20 protein-coding genes are annotated in these 22,042 nt (G+C 72.2%); 11 read left to right on the forward strand and 9 right to left on the reverse strand.

Features of this window, described 5'->3' with window-relative positions; translation table 11 throughout:
• The first annotated feature begins 9 nt into the window (after nucleotides 1-9).
• From IEX69_RS12405 to IEX69_RS12440, 8 genes are all read left to right on the forward strand, one after another.
• Nucleotides 10-396 carry a pyridoxamine 5'-phosphate oxidase family protein gene (locus IEX69_RS12405; RefSeq protein ID WP_085017648.1) on the forward strand — a complete coding sequence of 129 codons (387 nt, stop codon included), beginning with the start codon at nucleotides 10-12 and terminating at the stop codon, nucleotides 394-396.
• A 137-nt stretch (nucleotides 397-533) separates the two neighbouring features.
• A complete protein-coding gene (locus IEX69_RS12410; RefSeq protein ID WP_085017649.1) occupies nucleotides 534-797 on the forward strand; it encodes a hypothetical protein in 264 nt (87 codons plus the stop codon).
• Nucleotides 798-998: 201 nt separating this feature from the next.
• Nucleotides 999-2,027: a LacI family DNA-binding transcriptional regulator gene (locus IEX69_RS12415; protein WP_085017650.1), complete on the forward strand. Its 1,029-nt coding sequence runs from the start codon at nucleotides 999-1,001 to the stop codon at nucleotides 2,025-2,027.
• Nucleotides 2,028-2,097: 70 nt separating this feature from the next.
• The gene (locus tag IEX69_RS12420; protein ID WP_085021232.1) at nucleotides 2,098-3,381 is read left to right on the forward strand and encodes an ABC transporter substrate-binding protein; all 1,284 of its coding nucleotides are present in this window, start codon (nucleotides 2,098-2,100) and stop codon (nucleotides 3,379-3,381) included.
• A 4-nt stretch (nucleotides 3,382-3,385) separates the two neighbouring features.
• Nucleotides 3,386-4,345 carry a carbohydrate ABC transporter permease gene (locus IEX69_RS12425; protein WP_085017651.1) on the forward strand — a complete coding sequence of 320 codons (960 nt, stop codon included), beginning with the start codon at nucleotides 3,386-3,388 and terminating at the stop codon, nucleotides 4,343-4,345.
• 107 nt (nucleotides 4,346-4,452) lie between these two features.
• Entirely contained in the window at nucleotides 4,453-5,286 is an 834-nt protein-coding gene (locus IEX69_RS12430; protein ID WP_085021233.1) for a carbohydrate ABC transporter permease, read from the forward strand.
• On the forward strand, nucleotides 5,283-6,359 hold the full coding sequence (locus IEX69_RS12435; protein ID WP_174604347.1) for a glycoside hydrolase family 130 protein: 1,077 nt from the start codon (nucleotides 5,283-5,285) through the stop codon (nucleotides 6,357-6,359). The genes IEX69_RS12430 and IEX69_RS12435 overlap by 4 nt, the downstream gene beginning before the upstream one ends.
• 88 nt (nucleotides 6,360-6,447) lie before the next feature.
• The gene (locus tag IEX69_RS12440; RefSeq protein ID WP_085017653.1) at nucleotides 6,448-8,508 is read left to right on the forward strand and encodes a hypothetical protein; all 2,061 of its coding nucleotides are present in this window, start codon (nucleotides 6,448-6,450) and stop codon (nucleotides 8,506-8,508) included.
• A gap of 22 nt (nucleotides 8,509-8,530) precedes the next feature.
• Here IEX69_RS12440 and IEX69_RS12445 read toward each other — a convergent pair whose 3' ends face one another.
• The 8 genes from IEX69_RS12445 to IEX69_RS12480 all read right to left on the reverse strand — a co-directional run bounded on the left by IEX69_RS12445 (nucleotide 8,531) and on the right by IEX69_RS12480 (nucleotide 15,168).
• Complete coding sequence (locus IEX69_RS12445) at nucleotides 8,531-9,115, reverse strand: hypothetical protein (protein ID WP_085017654.1); 585 nt, start codon at nucleotides 9,113-9,115, stop codon at nucleotides 8,531-8,533.
• A 49-nt stretch (nucleotides 9,116-9,164) separates the two neighbouring features.
• Nucleotides 9,165-9,980, reverse strand: coding sequence for a siderophore-interacting protein (locus tag IEX69_RS12450; protein WP_085017655.1), 816 nt, complete (start codon nucleotides 9,978-9,980; stop codon nucleotides 9,165-9,167).
• Nucleotides 9,977-10,798, reverse strand: coding sequence for an ABC transporter ATP-binding protein (locus tag IEX69_RS12455; protein WP_085017656.1), 822 nt, complete (start codon nucleotides 10,796-10,798; stop codon nucleotides 9,977-9,979). Before IEX69_RS12455 ends, IEX69_RS12450 begins: the two co-directional genes overlap by 4 nt.
• Nucleotides 10,799-10,832: 34 nt before the next feature.
• The gene (locus IEX69_RS12460) at nucleotides 10,833-11,879 is read right to left on the reverse strand and encodes a FecCD family ABC transporter permease (protein WP_085017657.1); all 1,047 of its coding nucleotides are present in this window, start codon (nucleotides 11,877-11,879) and stop codon (nucleotides 10,833-10,835) included.
• Nucleotides 11,876-12,961, reverse strand: a complete 1,086-nt coding sequence (locus tag IEX69_RS12465; protein ID WP_085017658.1) for a FecCD family ABC transporter permease — start codon at nucleotides 12,959-12,961, stop codon at nucleotides 11,876-11,878. The genes IEX69_RS12460 and IEX69_RS12465 overlap by 4 nt, the downstream gene beginning before the upstream one ends.
• On the reverse strand, nucleotides 12,958-13,887 hold the full coding sequence (locus IEX69_RS12470) for an ABC transporter substrate-binding protein (RefSeq protein WP_085017659.1): 930 nt from the start codon (nucleotides 13,885-13,887) through the stop codon (nucleotides 12,958-12,960). The genes IEX69_RS12465 and IEX69_RS12470 overlap by 4 nt, the downstream gene beginning before the upstream one ends.
• A 95-nt stretch (nucleotides 13,888-13,982) precedes the next feature.
• The gene (locus IEX69_RS12475) at nucleotides 13,983-14,516 is read right to left on the reverse strand and encodes a hypothetical protein (protein ID WP_157127042.1); all 534 of its coding nucleotides are present in this window, start codon (nucleotides 14,514-14,516) and stop codon (nucleotides 13,983-13,985) included.
• Nucleotides 14,517-14,694: 178 nt separating this feature from the next.
• Nucleotides 14,695-15,168 carry a DUF3817 domain-containing protein gene (locus IEX69_RS12480; protein WP_085017661.1) on the reverse strand — a complete coding sequence of 158 codons (474 nt, stop codon included), beginning with the start codon at nucleotides 15,166-15,168 and terminating at the stop codon, nucleotides 14,695-14,697.
• Between the two features lie 226 nt (nucleotides 15,169-15,394).
• On the opposite strand from IEX69_RS12480, the gene IEX69_RS12485 reads away from it, so the two are divergent.
• On the forward strand, nucleotides 15,395-16,099 hold the full coding sequence (locus tag IEX69_RS12485; protein WP_085017662.1) for an IclR family transcriptional regulator: 705 nt from the start codon (nucleotides 15,395-15,397) through the stop codon (nucleotides 16,097-16,099).
• Nucleotides 16,100-16,243: 144 nt separating this feature from the next.
• Nucleotides 16,244-17,146, forward strand: coding sequence for a fructose bisphosphate aldolase (locus IEX69_RS12490; protein WP_229756338.1), 903 nt, complete (start codon nucleotides 16,244-16,246; stop codon nucleotides 17,144-17,146).
• Here IEX69_RS12490 and IEX69_RS12495 read toward each other — a convergent pair.
• Nucleotides 17,125-18,111, reverse strand: a complete 987-nt coding sequence (locus tag IEX69_RS12495) for a LysR family transcriptional regulator (protein WP_085017663.1) — start codon at nucleotides 18,109-18,111, stop codon at nucleotides 17,125-17,127. The two genes, IEX69_RS12490 and IEX69_RS12495, sit on opposite strands and share 22 nt — an antisense overlap.
• Nucleotides 18,112-18,204: 93 nt before the next feature.
• On the opposite strand from IEX69_RS12495, the gene IEX69_RS12500 reads away from it, so the two are divergent.
• Entirely contained in the window at nucleotides 18,205-21,750 is a 3,546-nt protein-coding gene (locus IEX69_RS12500) for a bifunctional proline dehydrogenase/L-glutamate gamma-semialdehyde dehydrogenase (RefSeq protein WP_085021235.1), read from the forward strand.
• Nucleotides 21,751-22,042: the final 292 nt, after the last annotated feature.

Consider the following 22,042-nt stretch of genomic DNA (forward strand, 5'->3'; position numbering starts at 1 on the left):
CGTCTGAGGATGCGCGAGCTCACCGACGAGGGCCGGACCTTCCTCGAGGACTACCACCTGGCGACGCTGTCGACGATGGCGCCCTGGGGCGGCATCCACGTGGTCGCGGTCGGCTTCACCCTCGGCGCCGACGGCATCGTGCGGATCATCACGAACGCGGGCTCTCAGAAGGTCCGCAACATCCTGCGTGATCCCACGGCCACGGTGGCGCAGGTCGAGAAGGCGCGCTGGCTGTCCATCCAGGGGATCGCCTCGGTGCACGACGACCGGGACGAGGTCGCCACCGCGGTCGAGCTCTACTCCCGCCGCTACCGCCCGCCCCGCCCCAACCCCGAGCGCGTCGCCCTCCACATCCGCCCCACCCGCATCCTCGCCAGCGCGGGCTTGCTCGTCTGACGCGCTCCCGCGGATGCGGTAGCGCGGATCTGACACTCGTGGTGGCTTCGCGTCGCGCCAAGCCACCACGAGCGTCAGATCCGCTCGCGCCGCCGGTTCCGCTAGCGTTGCCCTACTGGATCGGCTGGGGGCATGCGATGAGACGGACGCTGGGGCGGTTCGATCCGGCTGACCCGAACATGCCGCTGGGGCCATATGGGTCGGTCGGATCGGTCTTCAACGTGGTGATGTGCGGACTGATCGCAGTGGGCACCGCGGTCGGCGGCATCGCCCAGCATCAGCCTCCTCTCTTCATCGTGACGGCTCTCGCGTGCGTGATGGAGATCATGTTCGTCCGTGTGATGCTCCGCGCCCGGCGACGAGCGCGCGAGCGCGACGGTGAACCCCAGGAGCGCCGGTAGACCACGCCTGCGAGCGCACCCGGAAACCGCGGATGCGGGGCTCGAGAAAGCGCTCTTCTTGGGTGCGCTCGGAGCAGACGACCGGGACGGGCAGCCCACGGGCATGTTGCGGATGTCACCCTTTGGGGGTACGGTCTCGTCTAAACCGGTTCAGCTAAACCGGTTCAGCAGCACACGCGACGAGGCGAGAGGCGGGACACGATGGAGCGGAAGCCGACCATCATCGACGTCGCCCAGCGCGCGGGGGTGAGCAAGGGGCTCGTGAGCTTCGCGCTCAACGGGCGCCCCGGGGTCGCCCCCGAGACGCGGGACCGCATCCTGCAGGCCGCCGACGAGCTGGGGTTCCGGCCGAGCATCGCGGCGCGATCGCTGTCCACCCGGACGTCGTACGCGCTCGGTCTCGTCGTCGCCCGCGATCCCGAGGTGATCGCGGCCGACCCGTTCTTCCCCTCGTTCATCTCGGGCGTCGAGCGCGTGCTGGCGGCCCGGGGACGCGCGCTGGTGCTGAGCGTCGTGACCGACGACGCGGCCGAGGCGGAGGCGTACCGCGCCATGGCCGCGGACGGCCGGGTCGACGGGGTCTTCCTCACCGACCTCCGCGCCGACGACGAGCGTCCGCAGCTGCTCGCCGAGCTCGGCCTGCCCGCGGTGACCCTCGGCCGCGTGCCGAGCGACCGCAGCCGGCTCCCGGCGGTCGTGCTCGACGACACCCCCGGCATCACCGAGGCGGTCCGTCACCTGATCGGACTCGGCCATCGGCGCATCGCTCACGTGGCCGGACCGAGCCGACTCCTCCATGCGCAGCGCCGCCGACAGGCGTTCGAGGACGCCCTGGCCGCCCACGGCCTCGCGCCCGCGCGCATCCTCGAGACCGACTTCTCGGCGCGCGAGGGCGCGAACGCCACGTCGACCCTCCTGGCGGATCCCGCCGACGAGCGCGTCACGGCCATCGTCTACGCCAACGACCCGATGGCCATCGCCGGTCTTGGCGTGGCCCAGCAGAACGGGTTCCGCCTCCCCGACGACCTCTCGATCACGGGGTTCGACGACTCGGAGATCGCCGACTACGTCTACCCCTCACTCACGTCGGCCCGCACGCGCCCCAGCCAGTGGGGCCAGGAGGCCGCTCGCACCCTGCTCGACCTCGTGGAGCACGGGAGCGCATCCGACGTCGACCTGCCGCCCGCCGGCCTGGTCGTCCGCGCCTCGACCGCGCCACCGCGGTCGTGACACCCCCGCAAGACAGAACCGAAGAGCACGACGCAACGAAGGAGACACCGTGAACCCCTCGAAGAAGAGGATGAGGACCCGCGCCCTGGCCGGCATCGGGATCGCCGCAGTCGCCGCCCTGGGCCTCACCGCCTGTGGAGGCGGCGGAGGCGCATCCGACGACCTGAGCGCCAAGGGCCCGATCACGATCTGGTACTCGAACAACGAGCAGGAGGTCGCCTGGGGCAAGGCCATGGTCGACGCCTGGAACCAGGCGAACCCCGACCAGCAGATCACGGGGCAGGAGATCCCCGCGGGCAAGAGCAGCGAGGAGGTCATCGGCGCCGCGATCACCGCGGGCAACGCCCCCTGCCTGGTCTTCAACACCGCGCCGAGCGCGGTCGGACAGTTCGAGAAGCAGGGCGGCCTCGTCGACCTGTCGAGCTTCCCCGACGGTGCGAGCTACATCGAGTCCCGTTCCGGCGACCTCGCGCAGCAGTACAAGAACCCCGAGGGCGACTACTACCAGATGCCGTGGAAGAGCAACCCGGTCCAGATCTTCTACAACAAGGACCTCTTCGCCCAGGCCGGCCTCGACCCCGAGAATCCGAAGCTGTCGACCTACGACGACTTCCTCGCCACCTCGAAGGCGCTGGTGGCCGCGGGGGTGTCGCAGTACGCGATCCAGCCCGCTCCGACGAGCGAGTTCTTCCAGACCCAGTTCGACTTCATGCCGCTGTACGCCGCCGCCACCGGCGGCACGGGTCTGGTGGAGGACGGCAAGGCCACCTTCAACGACGACAAGGGATACGCCGTCGCCGACTTCTGGAAGAGCCTCTACGACCAGGGTCTCGCCGGCCGTGAGCAGTACCAGGGCGACGCGTTCGCGGACGGCAAGGCCGCCATGGCGATCGTCGGACCGTGGGCGATCTCGGTCTACGACAAGGTCAACTGGGGCTCGGTGCCCGTGCCCACGCAGGACGGGACGCCGGCCGATCAGACCTGGACCTTCAGCGACGCCAAGAACGTCGGCCTCTTCACCGCCTGCCAGAACAAGGGCACCGCGTGGGACGTGCTGAAGTTCGCCACCAGCGAGGAGCAGGACGGCCAGCTGCTCGAGACCACCGGCCAGATGCCGCTGCGCCAGGACCTCGAGACCACCTACGCCGACTACTTCTCGGCCAACCCCGCCTACCAGGCGTTCGGCGCCCAGGCCGCCCGCACCATCGAGGTGCCGAGCGGACCGAACACCGTGCAGATGCTGCAGACGCTCCGCGACGCGTGGAGCAAGTCCGTGATCTTCGGCGAGGGCGACCCCAAGCAGGCGCTCGACGACGCCGCGCAGAAGATCACCGACCTGGCGGGCCAGAAGTGACGTCATGACGACACTCGCACCCGCTCCGGAGGCCTCGCCGCACCCCAGCGGCGAGGCCCCGGAGCCCCGCGCCAAGCGGAGCCTCGTCCGGCGCATCCTCGGGCGGCAGCCCCTCGGACTGCTGTTCAGCGCGCCGTACCTCGTGTTCGTGATCGCGATCTTCGCGTTCCCGATCGTCTACTCGGTCTGGATCTCGTTCCACGACTTCTTCTTCGCCGCCCCCGGCGCGAAGGTGGACCGGCCGTTCGTCGGGTTCGAGAACTACGTCACGGCGTTCACGAACCCGGCCGTCATCCGCTCCTTCGGCAACATCCTGATCTTCCTCGTCATCAACGTGCCGCTGACGGTGATCCTCTCGATGCTGCTCGCCATCGCGCTCGACAAGGTCGTGCACCTGCGCACCTTCCTGCGGGTCAGCTTCTACGTGCCCTACGTCACGGCCTCGGTCGCCGTGGTCGCCGTCTGGCTGTTCCTCTTCAACGGGAACGGTCTGGTCAACACGGTCCTCGGACCGCTGGCGCCGGATCCGTCGTGGCTGATCAACGAGAAGCTCGCCATGCCGGTCATCGCCCTGTACGTGACCTGGAAGCAGCTCGGGTTCTACATCCTGCTGTACCTCGCGGCGCTCCAGAACGTGCCGCGGGAGCTCTACGAGTCGGCCGCGACCGACGGCGCGGGGCGCATCCGTCAGTTCTTCTCGGTCACCGTGCCGAGCGTGCGGCCCGCCACCGTGCTGGTGCTGCTCGTCTCCACCGTGACCGGGGCGAACCTCTTCACCGAGCCGTACCTCCTCACCGGAGGCGGCGGACCGAACGGGGCCTCCGCCTCGCCGGTGCTGCTGATGTACCAGCTCGGCATCCAGCAGGGTCAGCCCGACGTGGCCAGCGCGATCGGCGTGGTGCTCGTCATCCTGGTGCTGATCGTGGCCTGGCTCCAGAACCGATTCGCAGGGGAGCGTGACTGATGACCACCGTCGACACCGCCGCATCCGCCTCGGCCTCCGAGCCCTCGAAGGCGGCGCCCGCTCCGACCACCACGTCCTCGCCGCGCCGTCGGCGCACGCCCGACGGGATGTCGCGCGCGGCGATCATCCTGCGCGGGATCGTGCTCGGCGTCGGCGCCGTCGTGTTCCTGTTCCCCTTCTACTACATGATCGTCGGGTCGCTGCAGACGGATCCCGACCCCACCATCGCGGGCGCCATCCCGAACCCGTCGAACCTGACCCTCGAGAACTACACGAACGTCAACGACCGCATCAACCTGTGGACCAGCCTCGTCAACTCCGGCATCTTCACCGGCGGGGTGCTGCTCGGGACGATCGTGTTCGGCGTGCTCGCCGGCTACGCGATGGCGATGCTCCAGTGGCGCGGGCAGAAGGCGACCTTCGCGCTCGCGGTGCTGGTGCAGGTCATCCCGTTCCAGCTGCTGCAGATCCCGCTGTACGTCCTGATCGCCCGCGACTACGGACTCAGCGACAACTACCTGGGGATGATCCTGCCGTTCCTCATCAACTCGACGGCGACGGTCATCTTCCGGCAGTACTTCCTGCAGCTCCCGCGGGAGCTCTTCGAGGCCGCCCGGATCGACGGGGCGGGCGAGTTCCGCCTGCTGTGGAGCGTCGGGCTGCCGCTCGTGCGGCCGGCCCTCGTGACCGGCGTGCTGCTGACCTTCATCGGCCCCTGGAACGAGTTCCTCTGGCCGTTCCTCATCACGAAGGATGCGTCCAAGCAGCCGCTGGCCGTGTCCCTCGCCAACTACATCTCCAACGTCGCCGCGTCGACCGACAACCCGTTCGGCGCGATCCTCGCGGGGGCCGTCGTGCTCGCCGCCCCCGTCGTGGTGCTGTTCATCGTGTTCCAGCGCTACTTCGTCTCGACCGACCTCGGATCCGGAGTGAAAGGATGACCATGCCCACCGAGACCACCACCGTTCCCTACCGCCTCGAGCGTGTCGGGGTCGTGATGGAGCCCGTGCCCGGCGACGAGCTGGAGGCCGAGGGCGTGCTGAACCCCGCCTCCGGTCGCGGGCCGGATGGCGAGCTGTACCTGCTGCCCCGCCTCGTGGCGGCCGGGAACGTGTCGCGCGTGGGGCTGGCCCGCGTGATCGTGTCGGACGACGGCGTCCCCGTCGGCGTCTCCCGGGAGGGCGTCGTGCTGGCGCCCGACCGCGGCTGGGAGCGCGGCGCGCACAACGCCGGCGTCGAGGATCCCCGGGTGACGTTCATCCCGGATCTCGGCCTGCACGTCATGACCTACGTCGCCTACGGGCCCCTCGGGCCGCGCACCGCCGTCGCGGTGTCGCGCGACCTCCGCTCGTGGGAGCGCCTCGGCCCGGTGTCGTTCGCCTACGACGACGCGCTCGACATGGACCTCAACCTCTTCCACAACAAGGACACGGTGTTCTTCCCGACGCCCGTGGCCGCCCCGGACGGGACCTGGTCGTACGCGGTGCTGCACCGCCCGATGTGGGACCTCGGAGAGACCAAGCCCGGTGAGGGCGTGCGCCTGCCGGTGGGGCAGCCCGACGAGCGGCAGAGCATCTGGATCAGCTACGTGCCGGTCTCCGAGGTCGAGAGGGACCTCGCGAACCTCACGCGTTGGACGCGGCACCGGTTCCTCGCCGGGCCCGAGTTCCCGTTCGAGGCCGTGAAGATCGGCGGCGGCCCCGCGCCCCTGCGGGTGCCGGAGGGCTGGCTGCTCCTCCACCATGGGGTGACCGGGACCATCGACAGCGCGTTCTCGCAGCAGCAGAACGTGAACTACGCGGCGGGCGCCATCCTGCTCGACGGGGACGACCCGTCGCGCGTGATCGCCCGCACCTCCGAGCCGCTGCTCTCGGCCGAGACCGAGGAGGAGCGCAGCGGCATCGTGCCGAACGTCGTCTTCCCGACCGCCATCGAGGAGATCGAGGGCACGCACTACGTCTTCTACGGCATGGCCGACTCGAAGATCGGTGCCGCCCGCCTCCTCCACACGTAACCCCCGGGGTTTGTCCACCTTTCCGTCGCGTTTCGCGCGTTTCGCGACGGAAAGGTGGACAAAGCCCGCTGAACGAAGGGAGTGCTCGATGGAGAGCACCGTCCGCCGCGGGATCGCCGCGGCCACCGCCACCGCGCTCGTCGCGGGAGGCCTCGCCCTCGGCGTGGGAGGAGGGGCTGCGCTCGCGTCGCCCGCGGACACCGCCCCTGCGCCGCTCGCCAACACGGCGCACCTCGACTTCCTGCTCGACACCCCGACCCTGTCCGAGGTGCCGGGACACACGACGTACGAGCTCGCCGAGCATCCGACCGTCACCGTGCCGTGGACCTACGCGGATGCGCGCGAGGGCGGCACCTTCGAGCGCATCGGCGGCGGCCCGCTCGACCCCGCCACGGGCGACTACGCCCAGGGCGCCTTCAACTCCGACGACGTGGCCCGCGCCGCGGTCGTCTACCTGCGCGACTGGCAGCAGACCGGGTCGGATGCCGCCCGCGAGCACGCGTACGAGGTGCTGCGCGGGCTGGCCTACTTCCAGACCGACTCCGGGCCGGATGCGGGCAACGTCATCCTCTGGATGCAGCCGGACGGCGAGCTCAACCCGAGCGCCGAGCCGGTCGAGCTGCCCGACCCGAGCGACTCGGGCGACAGCTACTGGCTCGCCCGCACGATCTGGGCCTTCGGCGAGGGGTACGCCGCGTTCCGCGACTCGGACCCCGGCTTCGCCGCGTTCCTCCAGGAGCGGCTGCAGCTCGCGGTCGGCGCGGTCGATCGCGAGGTGCTGTCGCAGTACGGCTCCACGCTCGTCGCCGACGGCGTGACCGTGCCCGCGTGGCTCCTCGCGGACGGAGCCGATGCCACGGCCGAGGCGCTGCTCGGTCTCTCCGCCTACCTCGAGACCGGAGTGGACGACGCGGGCGTCCGCGACTCGACGCAGAAGCTCGCCGAGGGCGTCGAGGCGATGGCCCGCACGACCTCCGACGGCGACACCACCCAGTGGCCCTACGGGGCGGCGCTGCCGTGGACGCAGTCGCGGTCGATGTGGCACGCCTGGTCGTCGCAGATGCCCACGGCCCTCGTGCGCTCGGCCGAGGCGCTCGGCGACGACTCCCTCGCCGAGCCGGCCGTCATCGAGGGTGGCGGGTTCGCCTCGCTGCTCCTCGCCTCAGGCGGCCCCGACAACGGCTGGTACCCCTCGCCCACCGAGCGGGTGCAGATCGCCTACGGCGCCGACTCGCGCCTCCAGGCCTCGCTGGCCCTGGCGGATGCGACGGGCTCGTCGCTCTACACCGACCTCGCCGGACTGCAGGGCGCCTGGTTCTTCGGGCTCAACCCCGCCGGGGAGCCGATGTACGACCCCGCCACGGGCGTGACGTACGACGGGATCCAGCCCGACGGCTCGATCAACCGCAACTCGGGCGCCGAGTCGACCATCCACGGTCTCCTCTCGGTCCTCGCGCTGGACGCGCATCCGTCGGTCGCTGCTCGGGCCACCTCGGTGACCACCGCCGGCGAGCGCGCGGGGATCTCGTTCGTGCAGGCGGAGGACGTCGTCTCCGGCGACGGCGTGAGCGTCGTGACGCCCGAGTCGACCTGGACCGGGGAGTCGAGCTGGAACGGGGCGTACGCGCAGGTCGCCGCGGGCACCTGCGCGACGGCCGCCCTCGGCCGCGGCGACGACCACCAGGACCGCATCGTCGAGCCCGTCTCGTGGCAGGTCGAGGACGGGACGGCGCCCGCGCCCGTCTCCACCTGGACCGCGCGCAACCGCGACCTGGGCACGCTCGTCTCGTCGGTGGGCCCGAAGGGCGTCACCGAGGCGAGCGGCGCACTGCTCCCGCAGCGGCTCGACGGCACCGTGGCGTGGAACTCGGCGGACCTCGGGCTGTGCGTGCAGGAGGCCGACCTGCAACTGGACGGCTTCCTCGTGCGACCGGAGGTGGTGAGCGTCTCCGCGTCGGGTGACGGGTCCACGGCGCTGTACTACAACTCCGGGTCGGACGCCGAGCGCGTGAAGGTGAAGCCGAGTGCCGGCGCCGACCAGGCGCTGCGCATCTACGCCGCCGACGGCTCCCTCGTCGGCGAGCACCCCCTCCGCCACACCGAGATCCCCACCCTCCAGCCGGGCCAGATCCTGGTCGTCGTCGGCTGACCCGTCGCGTGGACCGGGACAGTCAGGCGATCACCTCGACGCGGCTGTCCCGGGCCAGCGGGGAGAGACTCGGCGCACGGCTCAGCGACTCCTGGAGTGCGTCGATGTCGGGGCCGTAGAAGTAGAAGGTCGTGCCATGTGGTCCGTTCCACCACGACTGCAGGGCGGCCTTCTCGGGGAGCTGCGCCTTGAGCGTGCCGATGAAGTCGTTCATGTCGTACTCCTGGAAGAGCTCCGGGGCGAGGCCGGTCACGTCGACCCGAAGTGCGAGCCCGCGATAGGAGCCAAAGGGGATCCTGCGCGACCCGCGCTCGACGAACGACCCGACCGGTGCTCCGGCCGACTCCAGGAACTCGGTGATGGTCCGGATGCTCGAGTCGATATCGCCCGCGAGGTCGACGAAGATGTCGCACGACTCCTGGCCGCCCTCGGGGTTCACGACCGTGCCCGCACCCGTCACCACGCTCTGGGGTGAACGAGTCTCCAGCAGCTCGGCGAGAGGGTCCTCGAAGATCTGCCCGCGGTGCTCGGGCTGCAGCCTGGCATTGAGGTGAACCATCACGGACTCGGTGGTCGGTTCAGCGCGCTTGTTCCAAAACGGGGTCATACTGAGAGATTATCATGTTCCGTGACGAGCGACGGTGAGGGCGGGGCCTTCAGTCGACGAGGGGGCCGCCCTCGCGCCAGTAGCCCAGGAAGGAGAGGCGCTCGCGGGGGAGGCCCGTCTCGCGGATGAGGCGGCGGCAGGACGTCACCACGCTCGACTCGCCGGCCAGCCACGCGGCGCCGAGGTCCGCAGAGGCGTGCGCCCGCACCGCCGACGCCGTCTCGCCGCGCCGCACGATCCGCAGCTCCACCCCGGAGGGCAGACCCGCGCCGCCCAGAGCGCCGTCGTCGGCGGGGTCCCCGATCTCGACGATCGCCACCCCCGACGCGTCGGGCGGCAGCGACCCGATGATGTTGCGCACGGCCGGGAGGGCCGTCTCGTCGCCGACGAGGAGGACGGGGCCCGTGTCCGGCGGGGTCCAGTGGATGCCGTACCCGGTCCAGCCGTTGCGCGCATCCGGGCCCGTGACCACAAGCTCGTCGCCCACGCGAGCGGCTCGTGCCCACGACGAGGCGGGGCCCTCGGGGGAGTGCAGGAACACGTCGACGTCGATCTCGCGGGCGTCGGGGCGGACGGCGGCGGGCGTGTAGGTGCGGAGGACGTTGCGCTCGCCCTCGGGAAGGCCCTTCCAGCGGGTGTACCAGTGCGAGGGATGCGGGGTCGGCTCGTCGAGGAGGCCGAAGTCGGCGAGGCCGCCGCCGGGGAGAGGCAGCACGAGCTTGATGCGCTGGTCCACGCCCCAGGGCGCGAAGTGCTCGAGCGACCCGCCCGCCAGGGTCAGGCGGAGGAACCGCGGGGACAGCATCCGCCGGGCACTCACCGTCACGGGGAACGCGCTGTACGCCCAGGGGCGAGGCGCGGTCATGTGCCGGCTCCGGCCACGCGGGCCCCGCCGCGCAGCGGGACGACGAGCGGACCGCCGGTGACGGGGTCGTCGATCACGACGTTGGGCAGCCCGTACACCTCCTCGACGCGCTCGGTCGTGATCACCTCGCGCGGCGAGCCCTGCGCGACGATGCGCCCGTCGCGCATCGCGACGACGTGGTCGGCGTACCGCGCGGCGTGGTTGAGGTCGTGGAGCACGGCGACGATCGTCCGGCCGCGCGTGTGGAGGTCGGCGAACAGCTCCATGAGCTCGACCTGGTGGGCGATGTCGAGGAAGGTGGTCGGCTCGTCGAGCAGCAGGAGATCGGTCTGCTGCGCGAGCACCATCGCCACCCACACGCGCTGGCGCTGCCCGCCTGAGAGGGCGTCGACGGGGCGCGTGGCGAGCTCGGTGGTCCCGGTCGCCTCGAGCGCCTCGCGCACGGCGACCTCGTCGGCGTTCGACCACTGCCGCAGCAGGGACTGGTGCGGATAGCGTCCGCGGGCGACGAGATCGGCGACGGTGATCCCGTCGGGGGCGAGGGCGGACTGGGGCAGCAACCCGAGGCGACGCGCGACCTCCTTCGCGGGGTGCGCGGAGATGGTGCGTCCGTCGAGCACCACGCGTCCGGCCGTCGGAGCGAGCAGGCGCGAGAGGGCCCGCAGCAGGGTGGACTTGCCGCAGGCGTTGGGTCCGATGATGACGGTGAAGGATCCGGGCGGGACCGCGACGGAGAGCTCGGAGACGACCGGCGCGTCGCCGTACCCAAGGGTGACGCCCTCGGCGACGAGGCGAGAGAGACCGGGCGGGGCAGACACGGCGGAAGACGCTACTGGGGTGGATGCGGATGCTTCAGACACGATGACGGATCTCCGAGACGATCACGACGATGAGGTAGAGGCCGCCGACGGAGACGGTGACGACGCCGACGGGCAGGGGGACGGGCAGCAGGTGCTGGGCCACCAGGTCGGAGGCGAGGAGCAGCAGCGAGCCCACCACGGCCGAGAGCGCGAGCGACAGCGTCGGCGACCCGGCGAGGCGACGTGCGATCTGCGGCGCCGCCAGCGCGACGAACGCCACCGGCCCGGCGATGGCGGTCGTCGCCGCGACGAGCACGACCCCCACGAGGAGAGCGAGCGCGCGGACGAGAGGAGGGCGCACCCCGCTCGCCGCCGCCACGTCGTCGCCCAGCTCGATCTGCCGCAGCGCCGGGACGAGGGCGAACGCGGCGACGGCGAACGGCGTCACGCAGGCGAGCACGCCGGCGAGGGCGTCCCCCGTCACGCCGTTCAGCGAGCCCTGACCCCAGCTGGACGCGAACATCGCGGTCTCCAGCTCGATCTGCAGCAGCATCCACGTGTTGAGCGAGGCGAGCATCGCCGAGACGCCGATCCCGACGACGATGAGCCTGAACCCCTGCACGCCGCCGCGAGACGCGAGCAGCCAGATCACGGCGGAGGCGGCGAGGCAGCCGACGAGCGCGCCTACGGCCCGCGCGGGCCACGACGCCGAGACGAGCACGAGGGTGACGAGCATCCCGGTGAACGCGCCGTTCGACAGGCCGAGGATGTCGGGGCTCGCGAGCGGATTGCGTGTCACCGTCTGGAACAGCGCGCCCGCGATGGCCAGGAGCGCTCCGATCGAGACGGCGGCGAGCGTGCGGGGGAGGCGCCAGCCGACGACCACCGTGGTGTCCATCGCGTCCCCCGATCCGAGGAGCGCGCGGATCACCGCGTCGGGCGCGACCGTGTACGTCCCCCACCCCAGCGAGAGCACGGTGAGCACGAGCACCGCGACCAGGGCCGCCGCACCCACCACGACGCTGCGGACACGCAGCGGGATGCGGACCGGACCCATCCGCAGCTCCAGCCTGCGGTACCCCACGTCGATGCCCGTCACAGCGCGCTCGCCTTCCGTCGCCGGGCCAGCACGATGAGCACGGGCGCGCCCACGAACGCGGTGACGATGCCCGCGGGCACCTCAGCGGGGGCGATGACGACGCGACCCAGCACATCCGCCAGCAGCACCACGACGGGGGCGGCGAGAGCGCTGAGCGGCAGGATGCGGCGCTGATCGGGTCCGACGATCCAGCGCACGACGTGCGGCACCATGAGCCCGACGAACGAGAGCGGCCCGACCAGCGCGGTAGCCGCCCCGGCGAGGAGGGTCACCGCGACGATCGACGCCACCCGCACGGCGCCGACGGGGATGCCCTGCGCCCGCGCGAGGTCGTCGCCGAGCGCGAGGGCGTTGAGGGGGCGGCCGAGCACGAACGCGAGGAGCAGTCCGGCGAGGATGAAGGGCACGACCGGGAGCACGACGTCGAGGGTGCGTCCGAGCAGGGATCCGGCGTTCCAGCCGCGCATCGAGTCGAAGGCGTCGGGGTCGCTGAGCATCATCCCGGAGGTGATGCCCGAGAGGACCGCGCCCACGGCGACGCCGGCGAGGGTGAGGCGGAGCGGGTCGGCCGGGCCGCGTCCCGACGAACCCACGACGGCCACGGCGATCGTCACCACGAGGGCGCCGAGGAAGGCGGGCCAGACCAGGAGCAGCGGCGAGTGCGCGCCGACGAGGGTGACCGTGAGGGCCACGGCGAAGGCCGCCCCCGCGTTCACACCCAGGATGCCGGGGTCGGCGAGCGGATTGCGCGAGAACGACTGCATGAGCGCCCCGGCCACGCCCAGGGCGCTCCCCGCGACGATCCCGGCGACCGTGCGCGGCAGGCGCAGGCCCAGCACGATGTAGTCGGAGTCGGGTGTGCCCGCGCCGCGCAGGCTCTCCCAGACGGTCGACCAGGGCAGCGGGTTGGCGCCGATCATGAGCGAGAGGGCGATCGCCGCGGCGAGGACCGCCGCGAGCACGAGGGCGCCGACGGCGGTCCTGCCGAGCCGCACGGGCCGGGGTCGCGTCGGTCCGGGTCGTGCGGATCCGGGTCGTGTGGATCCGGGTCGTGTGGGGTCGGCGACCGCCTCGGTCGTCATCGACCCGACTTCAGGAAGCCCTCGATGTCGTCGAGCACCGACTGGGCGCCCTTCGGTCCGACTCCGGCGACCCACGTGCTCGAGTCGACGAGGGTCACGGTCGGGAAGGCGGCGGCGTTCTGCGTGATGGCGGCGGGCATGGTCGACGGGTCGTCGACGTCCGAGGTGGTCACGAAGACCGCATCCGCGGTGGCCGAGGCGATGTTCTCGGGCGAGATGTCGGCCTGCAGTCCGTCGGCCCAGTCGTGCTCGGGGATGGTGTAGCCCACGCACTCGAGGAGGCTCCCGGCGAACGACACCGGCCCGTAGAGGCTCAGCGTCGTCTCGTCGCGCGGTCGGATCATCTCGGCCGTCTTCCCGGCGAGGTCGTGGGCGCCCTCCACCTCGTCGCAGCGGGTGTCGACGGCGGTGACGGCCGCCTTCACCTCGTCGGCGCGACCCAGGGCCTCGCCGATGAGCTCGGCGTTGTCGCGCCACGGATCCGCCTGCGTCGCGATGAACACGGTCGGCGCGATGGCGCTGAGCTGGTCGTAGAGCCCCGAGTGACGGGACTCGGTGCCGAGGATGAGGTCGGGCTTCAGGGCGGCGATGGCCTCGAGGTCGGGCTCGCTGACGGTGCCGACCGGCTCCACACCGTCGACGCCGAGGTAGGCGGGAACGCCGGTGGTGGTGTTCGCGACGGCCGCGCCGACGGGTGTGATGCCCGCGGCCACGGCGGTGTCGAGCTCGAGCGGCTCGAGCGTGACGACCCGCTCCGGCTGGTCCGGGACCGCCGTGGTGCCGCGGGCGTGCGTCACCTCATGGGTCGCTCCCGCCGTCGCCGTGGGTTCCGCGTCCGCCTGCGCCGAGCATCCGGAGAGCACCACGGCCGCGCCGAGGACGGCGGCGACGAGGGTGAGACGACGATGGGAGGAGCGCGCGGGCATGACGGGACGGCCTTTCGACGGGCGAGGTCGGTTAGGTAAGGGTTACCTTATCCAATCGTCACCGCGCGGGTCGAGTCGGGGCATCGTCCCCGAGGTCAGCCGCCGATGCCGCAGGTCTGGATGGTCCAGCCGATGAAGGCCTGGTAGTTCGGGTCCGAGGCCGCGTTGCGGAGCGCGTCCGACTCGAGGAACCTCGGGTCGAGGCCGACGTCGGAGACGAGGCTGTCGGACGGGAACTGCGCCAGGATGCCGAGGGTCTCCACGGCGGACGCCTCGAACACCTGCGCTCCGGCGGCGATCTCCGCGCTCACGCCCTGGAGGGGGAGGATCGCGCGGATCGCCTCGAGCTGAGCGTTCCCGGCCACGATGTCCTCACCCACCGTGCCCACCTTGGCGGCCGCCGCCGCGCGGTTGGCGTCGCAGAAGGCCTCGTAGTCGCCGCCGGCGGACGAGCCCGTCGACGTGCTCGAGGGGGCGGGCGACGGCGTGCTCGATGGGGACGGCGTCGGGGCGGGGGTCGCCGCGCTCGGGTCGGAGGCGGCGGGGGATGAGCATCCCGTCAGGATCGCGGCGGCGATCACCGCGCCGCTCCAGGCGAGAGCGCGGGTGTTCGGGCGAGACGATGGCACGGTCGGCGTCCTCCAGGGTGGTCGATGGCGAGCGGGATCGCTCTCTCCATGATGTCGCATGGTCATTCGTGGTCTCTCGGGCCCGGAACGGCACGCTCGTCACGGAATACGGCAAGTCCCCCGCGTATATCGGGGGACCTGCGCATGTTCCGTGACGGGCGTCCTCTCACCGCGGCCGTCAGGCCTTCGGGACGGGCGGCCCGAGCACGAGGAGCACCGCGAAGGCGAGTGCGACCACCGCGACGAGGCCGCCGCCGAGGAGGAGCGGGTGCCCGATCGCCGCGCGGAAGGCGCGATCGTGCCACGTGCGGTCGCGGGGGTCGCCGGGCGCAGGGGCGGGCGCGGTGCGCCACGGGCCGGCGAGGCGTCCGCTGCGGTGCAGCCACAGCTCGAGCGGGACCGTGGCGTAGGGCACGACCGTGGCGATGAGCGCGAGGATCGTCGGGCGCGCCGTCCAGTGCTGGTTCTTCGCCACGAGCACGGTCGTCGCCGCGTAGGCGAGCACGACGAACCCGTGGATGCCACCCCCGATGCTCACGGCGACGTCGAGTCCGACGGTGGCGCGGAGCACGAGCCCGGCGATCAGCAGCGTCCACGACACCGCCTCGGCGATCGCGACGGTGCGGTACAGGGTCAGCGGTGACCGGAACACGGGTCCTCCTCGGGGCGCAGCGGCGGGGCGGGCTCGCCGTCAGGCTATCGCCCGCGCCTGAGCCGGGGCCGCACGTCTCCGTCGGCCGCCCCCATCCGTCACTTTCGGATAGTGCGCGGGCCCTGGACTAGCGGAAAGTGACGGATGGGGGCGACCGGAATGAGGTCACCCGATGCACGGAGGGGGTCCATCCCGTCGGAGCGGCGGGCGATGGGAGGATGGGGGCATGAGCGACGAGGGCCGGACCGCGGGCGGGTCGTCGTCGCAGACGCTCTCGCGCGGGATCCAGGCGCTCGAGCTTCTGGCGGAGGCGGAGCGTCCGCTCACGATCGCCGAGCTCGCCACCCGGCTCGGGCTGCACCGCTCGATCGTGTACCGGATCGTGCGCACGCTCGAGGAGCACGGGCTCGTGGTGCGCAACTCCGCGGGCGCGCTCGAGCTCGGCGCCCGACTCGCCGCGCTCGCCCGCTCGGTGGCGCGCGACCTGCAGTCCGCGGCGCTGCCCGAGCTCACCGCCGTGGCGAACGAGCTGGGCATGACCGCCTTCGTCGTGGTGCTCGACGGCGACGACATCGTGACGACGCTGGTGAGCGTCGAGCCGCGGCACCTGCACGCCGCGGTCGCCCAGCGGCCCGGCACGAGGCACTCGCTCGAGGCGGGGGCGCCCGGACTGGCGATCCAGATGGCGATGCCGGCGGCGGGGCGTCCCGCGATCGCGGACGCCCCGACCCACCGCGCGCTGCCCGCCGGCTACGCGACGAGCCACGACGAGGTCATCGCCGGACTAGCCTCGGTCGCCGCTCCCATCGTCGTGGGCGGTCGCCCGCCCGCCGCGGTCGCCGTGGTGTACGTGCACCACGACACCGACATCGAGCGGATCGGCGAGCGGCTGCGCGCCGCCGCCGCCGCGATCGCCGCCGAGCTCGCCTGACGCTCGGCACGGAGTCCCGCTCGGACCCACCAGCCGCCGCATCCGCACTCTGGTGCCGCCGCCGGGCGGAGCCTAGGCTCGGCCCTGGCGGGTCGGCACACGCCCGCTCCCCCAGGCGGGCCACCCGGACGAAAGGCGTGACGCGTGACCGACGACACCACCATCCACGACACCATGCTCAGCCGCTTCGAGACGGGCCGCGGCTTCCTGGCCGCGCTCGACCAGAGCGGCGGGAGCTCGCCGAAGGCGCTGCAGCTCTACGGCATCGAGCCCTCCGAGTACTCGGGTGACGAGCAGATGTTCGACCTCATCCACGCCGAACGCGTCCGCATCATGACCGACCCGGCGTTCACCTCGGAGCGCATCCTCGCCGCGATCCTGTTCGAGGACACCCTGGGCCGCGAGATCGAGGGCAAGGGCGTCGCCGAGTGGCTGTGGGCCACGAAGGGCATCGTGCCCATCCTCAAGATCGACAAGGGCCTCCGCGATGAGGCCGATGGCGTGCAGCTGATGCGCGACATCCCCGATCTCGGCGACCTGCTGGGCCGAGCCAAGGCCGCGGGGGCGCTCGGCACGAAGGAGCGCTCCGTCATCCACGCCGCCGACGAGGGCGGGATCGCGCAGATCGTCGACCAGCAGTTCGACCTCGCGAGCACAGTGCTCGACGCAGGACTGCTGCCCATCCTCGAGCCCGAGGTCGACATCCACGCCCCCGACAAGGCGGCGGCCGAGGAGCAGCTCAAGGCGCGCATCCTCGAACACCTCGCCGGACTCGGCGACCGGAAGGTCGCGGTGAAGATCTCCATCCCCTCGGTCGACGACTTCTACGCCGACCTCATCGCGCATCGGAACGTCGCCCGGGTCGTCGCCCTCTCGGGCGGCTACAGCCGCGAGGATGCGGATGAGCGCCTGGCGCGCAACCACGGCCTGATCGCGAGCTTCAGCCGCGCCCTCCTCGACGGGCTCTCGGTGCACCAGACCGACCAGGAGTTCCACGCCACCCTCGAGGCGTCGATCGCCGCGATCTACAAGGCGTCGCTGACCTGAGGCGACACGCCCGCTGCCGCGGACGCGCGAGTCGAGGCGCCGGCGGCATCCGGCACCATCGTCGATGCGCGCCACGCGGCCGCCGATGCCTCCAGCGCCCCGCGCAGTGCGGCGATCGCAGGCGACCCCGACGCTGACGCACGGTGCGCCGTGAAGATCGTCCGCCGCGGCGCCCCCGGCGGGGTGAGGATGCGGCACGTCGTGGGCCTGCCCGACCACACGAGCTCGGGCATGAACCCGACCGCATTGCCGGTCTCGATGAGGCGGATCTGCGTCTGCAGATCCGCGGTCTCGTAGCGCACGTCGGGCTCGAAGCCCGCGACGCGGCAGAGCTGCTCGGCGAAGTGCCGGCTCGCGGTGCCGAGCGGCTCCATCACCCACGGCATGGTGCGGGCGTCGTCGAGCGAGGCCAGCGGATGCGGGGACTCCGCCTCCGCGGGCAGGGCGAGCTGCACGGCGTCGGACGTGAGGTCGTGCCGCTCGAGCCCGCTGAGCCAGGGCGCCGAGTGCGCCGGGTACTCCTCGCCCAGGACGACGTCGAACTCGCGGGCCCAGGTGTCGCTGAGCGCCTGGCCGGGCTCCTGCTGCGCCATCTCGATGCGGAGGCCCGGATGCGCCTCCGTCATCGCCCGGAGCGCGGCGGGCATCAGCGTCAGCGCCGCCGACTGGAACACGGCGACGCGGATCGTGCCGGTCACCTCGCCGAGGGAGGCCTGCATCGCGACGTCGGCGCGCTCGAGGGTGTCGAGCAGCTCGGCGGTGGCGGCCACGAGCACCTCGGCCTGCGGGGTGAGCTGCACGCGGCGCCCCGCCTTGCGGAGGAGCTCGACGCCGGTCTCCCGCTCGAGGGCGCTGAGCTGCTGCGAGACGGCGGACGGGCTGAAGCTCAGGGCTTCGGCGGCGGCCGCGATCGTGCCGCGGATCGCCAGCTCACGGAGCAGGACGAGCTTCCGGACGTCGAGCATGCGCGCCCCCTCTGGATCGATCACCGCAGCTTATCGGTATCCGTCACAAAGCGTCGCTTTTCCTGAGCGTTCTGATCGCCGAACATGAACCTCATGACGGATCTCTCCTCGCGCCCCGCCGACGCCGATCTCGCCCTCGACTCCGCGTCCGGCGCCGACGCGGATGCACGCGCCGCCGCGTCGGCAGCGCCCGGCACCGACTCCGCGTCCGGGCTGGCTCTCGCGGACGAGGTCGAGGCGCTCGTCCGCCGCTGGCTCGCGGAGGCGGCCGAGCACACCGCCGACGCCTCTGCCGCCCGCCTGGCCGGCGTGCTCGCGGATCCGAAGGGCCTCGACTTCACCGTGGGCTTCGTCGACGGCGTGGTCCGCCCCGAGGACCTGCGGGTCGCCGCCCGCGCCCTCCAGCGCATCGCCCCGGACGTGCCCGCGTTCCTCCCGCTGCCCCTCCGCGCGGCCGTCCGCCTGGGTGGCGCTCTGGCGCCCGCCTTCCCCGGCATCGTCGTCCCGATCGCCCGGCGCGTGCTGCGCCGCATGGTCGGTCATCTCGTCATCGACGCGACGGATGCGAAGCTCGGCCCGGCGATCGCGCGCATCCGCAAGCCGGGCACGCGCCTCAACATGAACCTCCTCGGTGAGGCGGTGCTCGGCGACAGCGAGGCCGGTCGCCGACTCGGCGGCACCGTCCGCCTCCTCGCGCGCGACGACGTCGACTACGTGTCGATCAAGGTCTCGTCGACGGTCGCCCCGCACGCCCCCTGGGCGTTCGACGAGGCGGTCGCCGACGTCGTCGAGAAGCTGCTGCCGCTGTTCCGCGAGGCGATGCGCCCGGTGGCGCAGGGCCGCCCGGCGAAGTTCATCAACCTGGACATGGAGGAGTACAAGGACCTCGATCTCACGATCGCCGTCTTCACCACCCTCCTCGATCGCCCGGAGTTCACGCAGCTCGAGGCGGGCATCGTGCTGCAGGCGTACCTGCCGGATGCGCTGGGCGCGATGATCCGCCTGCAGGCCTGGGCGGCCGCTCGCCGCGCCGCCGGCGGCGCGGGCGTGAAGGTGCGCCTGGTGAAGGGCGCGAACCTGCCGATGGAGCGGGTCGAGGCGTCGGTGCACGGCTGGCCGCTGGCGACCTGGCACACGAAGCAGGAGACCGACACCAACTACAAGCGCGTGCTCGAGTACGCCCTGCATCCGTCCCGCATCGGCAACGTGCGTCTCGGCGTCGCGGGCCACAACCTGTTCGACCTCGCCTACGCCTGGATCCTCGCCGGTCGGCGTGGTGTGCGCGACGGGCTCGAGATCGAGATGCTCCTCGGCATGGCGCAGGGCCAGGCGGAGGCGGTGAAGCGCGAGGTCGGATCGCTGCTGCTCTACACGCCCGTGGTCTCGCCGACCGAGTTCGACGTCGCGATCGCCTACCTCATCCGACGCCTCGAGGAGGGTGCGTCGCAGGAGAACTTCATGTCGGCGGTGTTCGAGCTCAACGACCGGGCCGACCTGTTCGCCCGGGAGCGCGGGCGCTTCCTCGCCTCGCTCGCCGATCTCGACGACACGGTCCCGCCGGCTCACCGCGTGGCCGACCGGTTCGCGGCGGTGCCGCATCCGCAGCCCGGGCTCTTCGAGAACACCCCCGACACCGACCCGTCCGTGCGCTCGAACCGCGAGTGGGCGGACGAGATCCTCGCCCGCGTGCCGTCGAGCGACCTCGGGCGCGCGACCGTCGCGGCGGCGCGGGTGAGCAGCGAGCCCGAGCTCGAGTCGCTCGTCGCGGCCACGCGCGACGCCGGTCTCGCCTGGGCCGCGCTGGGCGCCCAGGAGCGGGGCCGCATCCTGCACCGCGCGGGCGACGAGCTCGAGCGGCGTCGTGCCGAGCTCCTCGAGGTGATGGCGTCGGAGGCGGGGAAGACCCTCGACCAGGCCGACCCCGAGGTGTCGGAGGCGGTCGACTTCGCCCACTACTACGCCGAGCTCGGCCTCGAGCTGGAGTCGGTCGACGGCGCGTCCTTCGTGCCGGCCGGCCTCACCCTGGTCACCCCGCCCTGGAACTTCCCGGTCGCGATCCCCGCCGGCTCCGCGCTCGCCGCGCTCGCGGCGGGATCCGCCGTGCTGTTCAAGCCCGCCGGGCTCTCCGCTCGCTGCGGGGCCCTCGTCGCCGAGGCGCTCTGGTCGGCCGGCGTGCCGCGCGAGGTGCTGCGGCTGGTCGACGTCGACGAGGATGCGCTGGGTCGCCAGCTCGTGTCGCATCCGTCGGTCGACCGCGTGATCCTCACGGGCGCGTTCGAGACGGCGTCGCTGTTCCGTTCGTTCCGGCCCGACCTGCCGCTGCTCGCGGAGACCAGCGGCAAGAACGCGATCATCGTCACGCCCTCGGCCGACCTCGACCTCGCGGTGAAGGACGTCGTCGCCTCCGCGTTCGGGCACGCCGGCCAGAAGTGCTCGGCCGCGTCGCTCGTGGTGCTCGTCGGGTCGGTCGCGACCTCGCCGCGGTTCCGCTCGCAGCTGCTCGACGCGGTGGGCTCCCTCACCGTGGGGATGCCGTCCGACGCGGCCACCCGCATGGGCCCGCTGATCGAGGCGCCCGGTCCGAAGCTGCGGGAGGGACTGACCACCCTCGGCCGGGGCGAGAAGTGGCTCATCCAGCCGCGCCGTCTCGACGACTCCGACACGCTGTGGAGCCCCGGCGTCCGCGACGGCGTCGTGCGTGGATCGGCCTTCCACCGCACCGAGTACTTCGGCCCGATCCTCGGGATCATGACCGCCGCCACGCTCGACGAGGCGATCGACATCGTCAATGAGGTCGACTACGGCCTCACCTCGGGCCTGCACTCGCTCGACCGCGGTGAGATCACCACGTGGCTCGACCGCATCGAGGCGGGCAACCTGTACGTCAACCGGGGCATCACGGGCGCGATCGTGCGCCGCCAGCCGTTCGGCGGGTGGAAGCGCTCGGCCGTCGGCGCAGGCGGCAAGGCCGGCGGGCCGAACTACCTCGTCGGGCTCGGGTCGTGGGTTCCGTCAGCTGCTGTCGGGGTGGCCTCTGCCGCGGTGTCGGCTCCGGTCTCGCGTCTGGTGGACGGTGCTGCGTCGGCGCTCGACGAGGCGGCGCGCGAGTCGGTGCGCCGTGCCGTGCAGAGCGACGCGATCGCCTGGCGCGACCGGTTCGGATCGGGCTCCGACGTGTCGGGCCTCGAGGCGGAGCACAACGTGTTCCGCTACCGGCCCGCACCCTCGATCGTGGTGCGCGCCGGCGAGACCGCCGCGCCCGCCGACCTCGTGCGCGTGGTCGCGGCCGCGCTCCTCAGCGGGTCGGGCGCGACGGTGAGCGTCGCGACCCCGGCGCTCGCGTCCGTCCTCTCCGGCCAGTCTGACCTGACCGTCCGCGTGGAGTCGGCCGAGCAGTGGCTTGCGTCGCTCCGCACGACGCCGCCCGCGCGCATCCGCCTCCTCGGCTCGGATGCGGACGCCGCCGACATCGTCGCGGTCACCTCCGGCCGCCCCGACGTCGCGGTGTGGGCGGGCCCCGTCACGGAGTCGGGCCGCCTCGAGCTGCTCCCCTTCCTCCGCGAGCAGGCCGTCTCCATCACCGCCCACCGCTTCGGCACCCCCGACCGCGCCCTCGCCGCCCTCGCCACCTCCCTCTGACGGGCGAGGGGCGGCTTTGTCCACCTTTCCGTCGCGAAACGCGGTTTTCGGAACGGAAAGGTGGACAAACCCCGGGGAGGGGAGGCCGCCGAGCGGGCGCTTCTCCGCATGACGCGCGGATGTGGCATGGTCGCACGCCTGAGGTCGTGACGAGTGCCCCATCCGGGTCGTCACTGGCACGCGGTGCGGATCTGACACTCATGGCGGCTTCCCGCGCCGGGAGGTCGCTACGACTGTCACATCCGGACCGCCCGCCCCGCACTCGCTGGCGACGTCGAGTGCCGCGCATTCC

Source organism: Cnuibacter physcomitrellae (genome assembly GCF_014640535.1).
Lineage (GTDB): Bacteria > Actinomycetota > Actinomycetes > Actinomycetales > Microbacteriaceae > Cnuibacter > Cnuibacter physcomitrellae.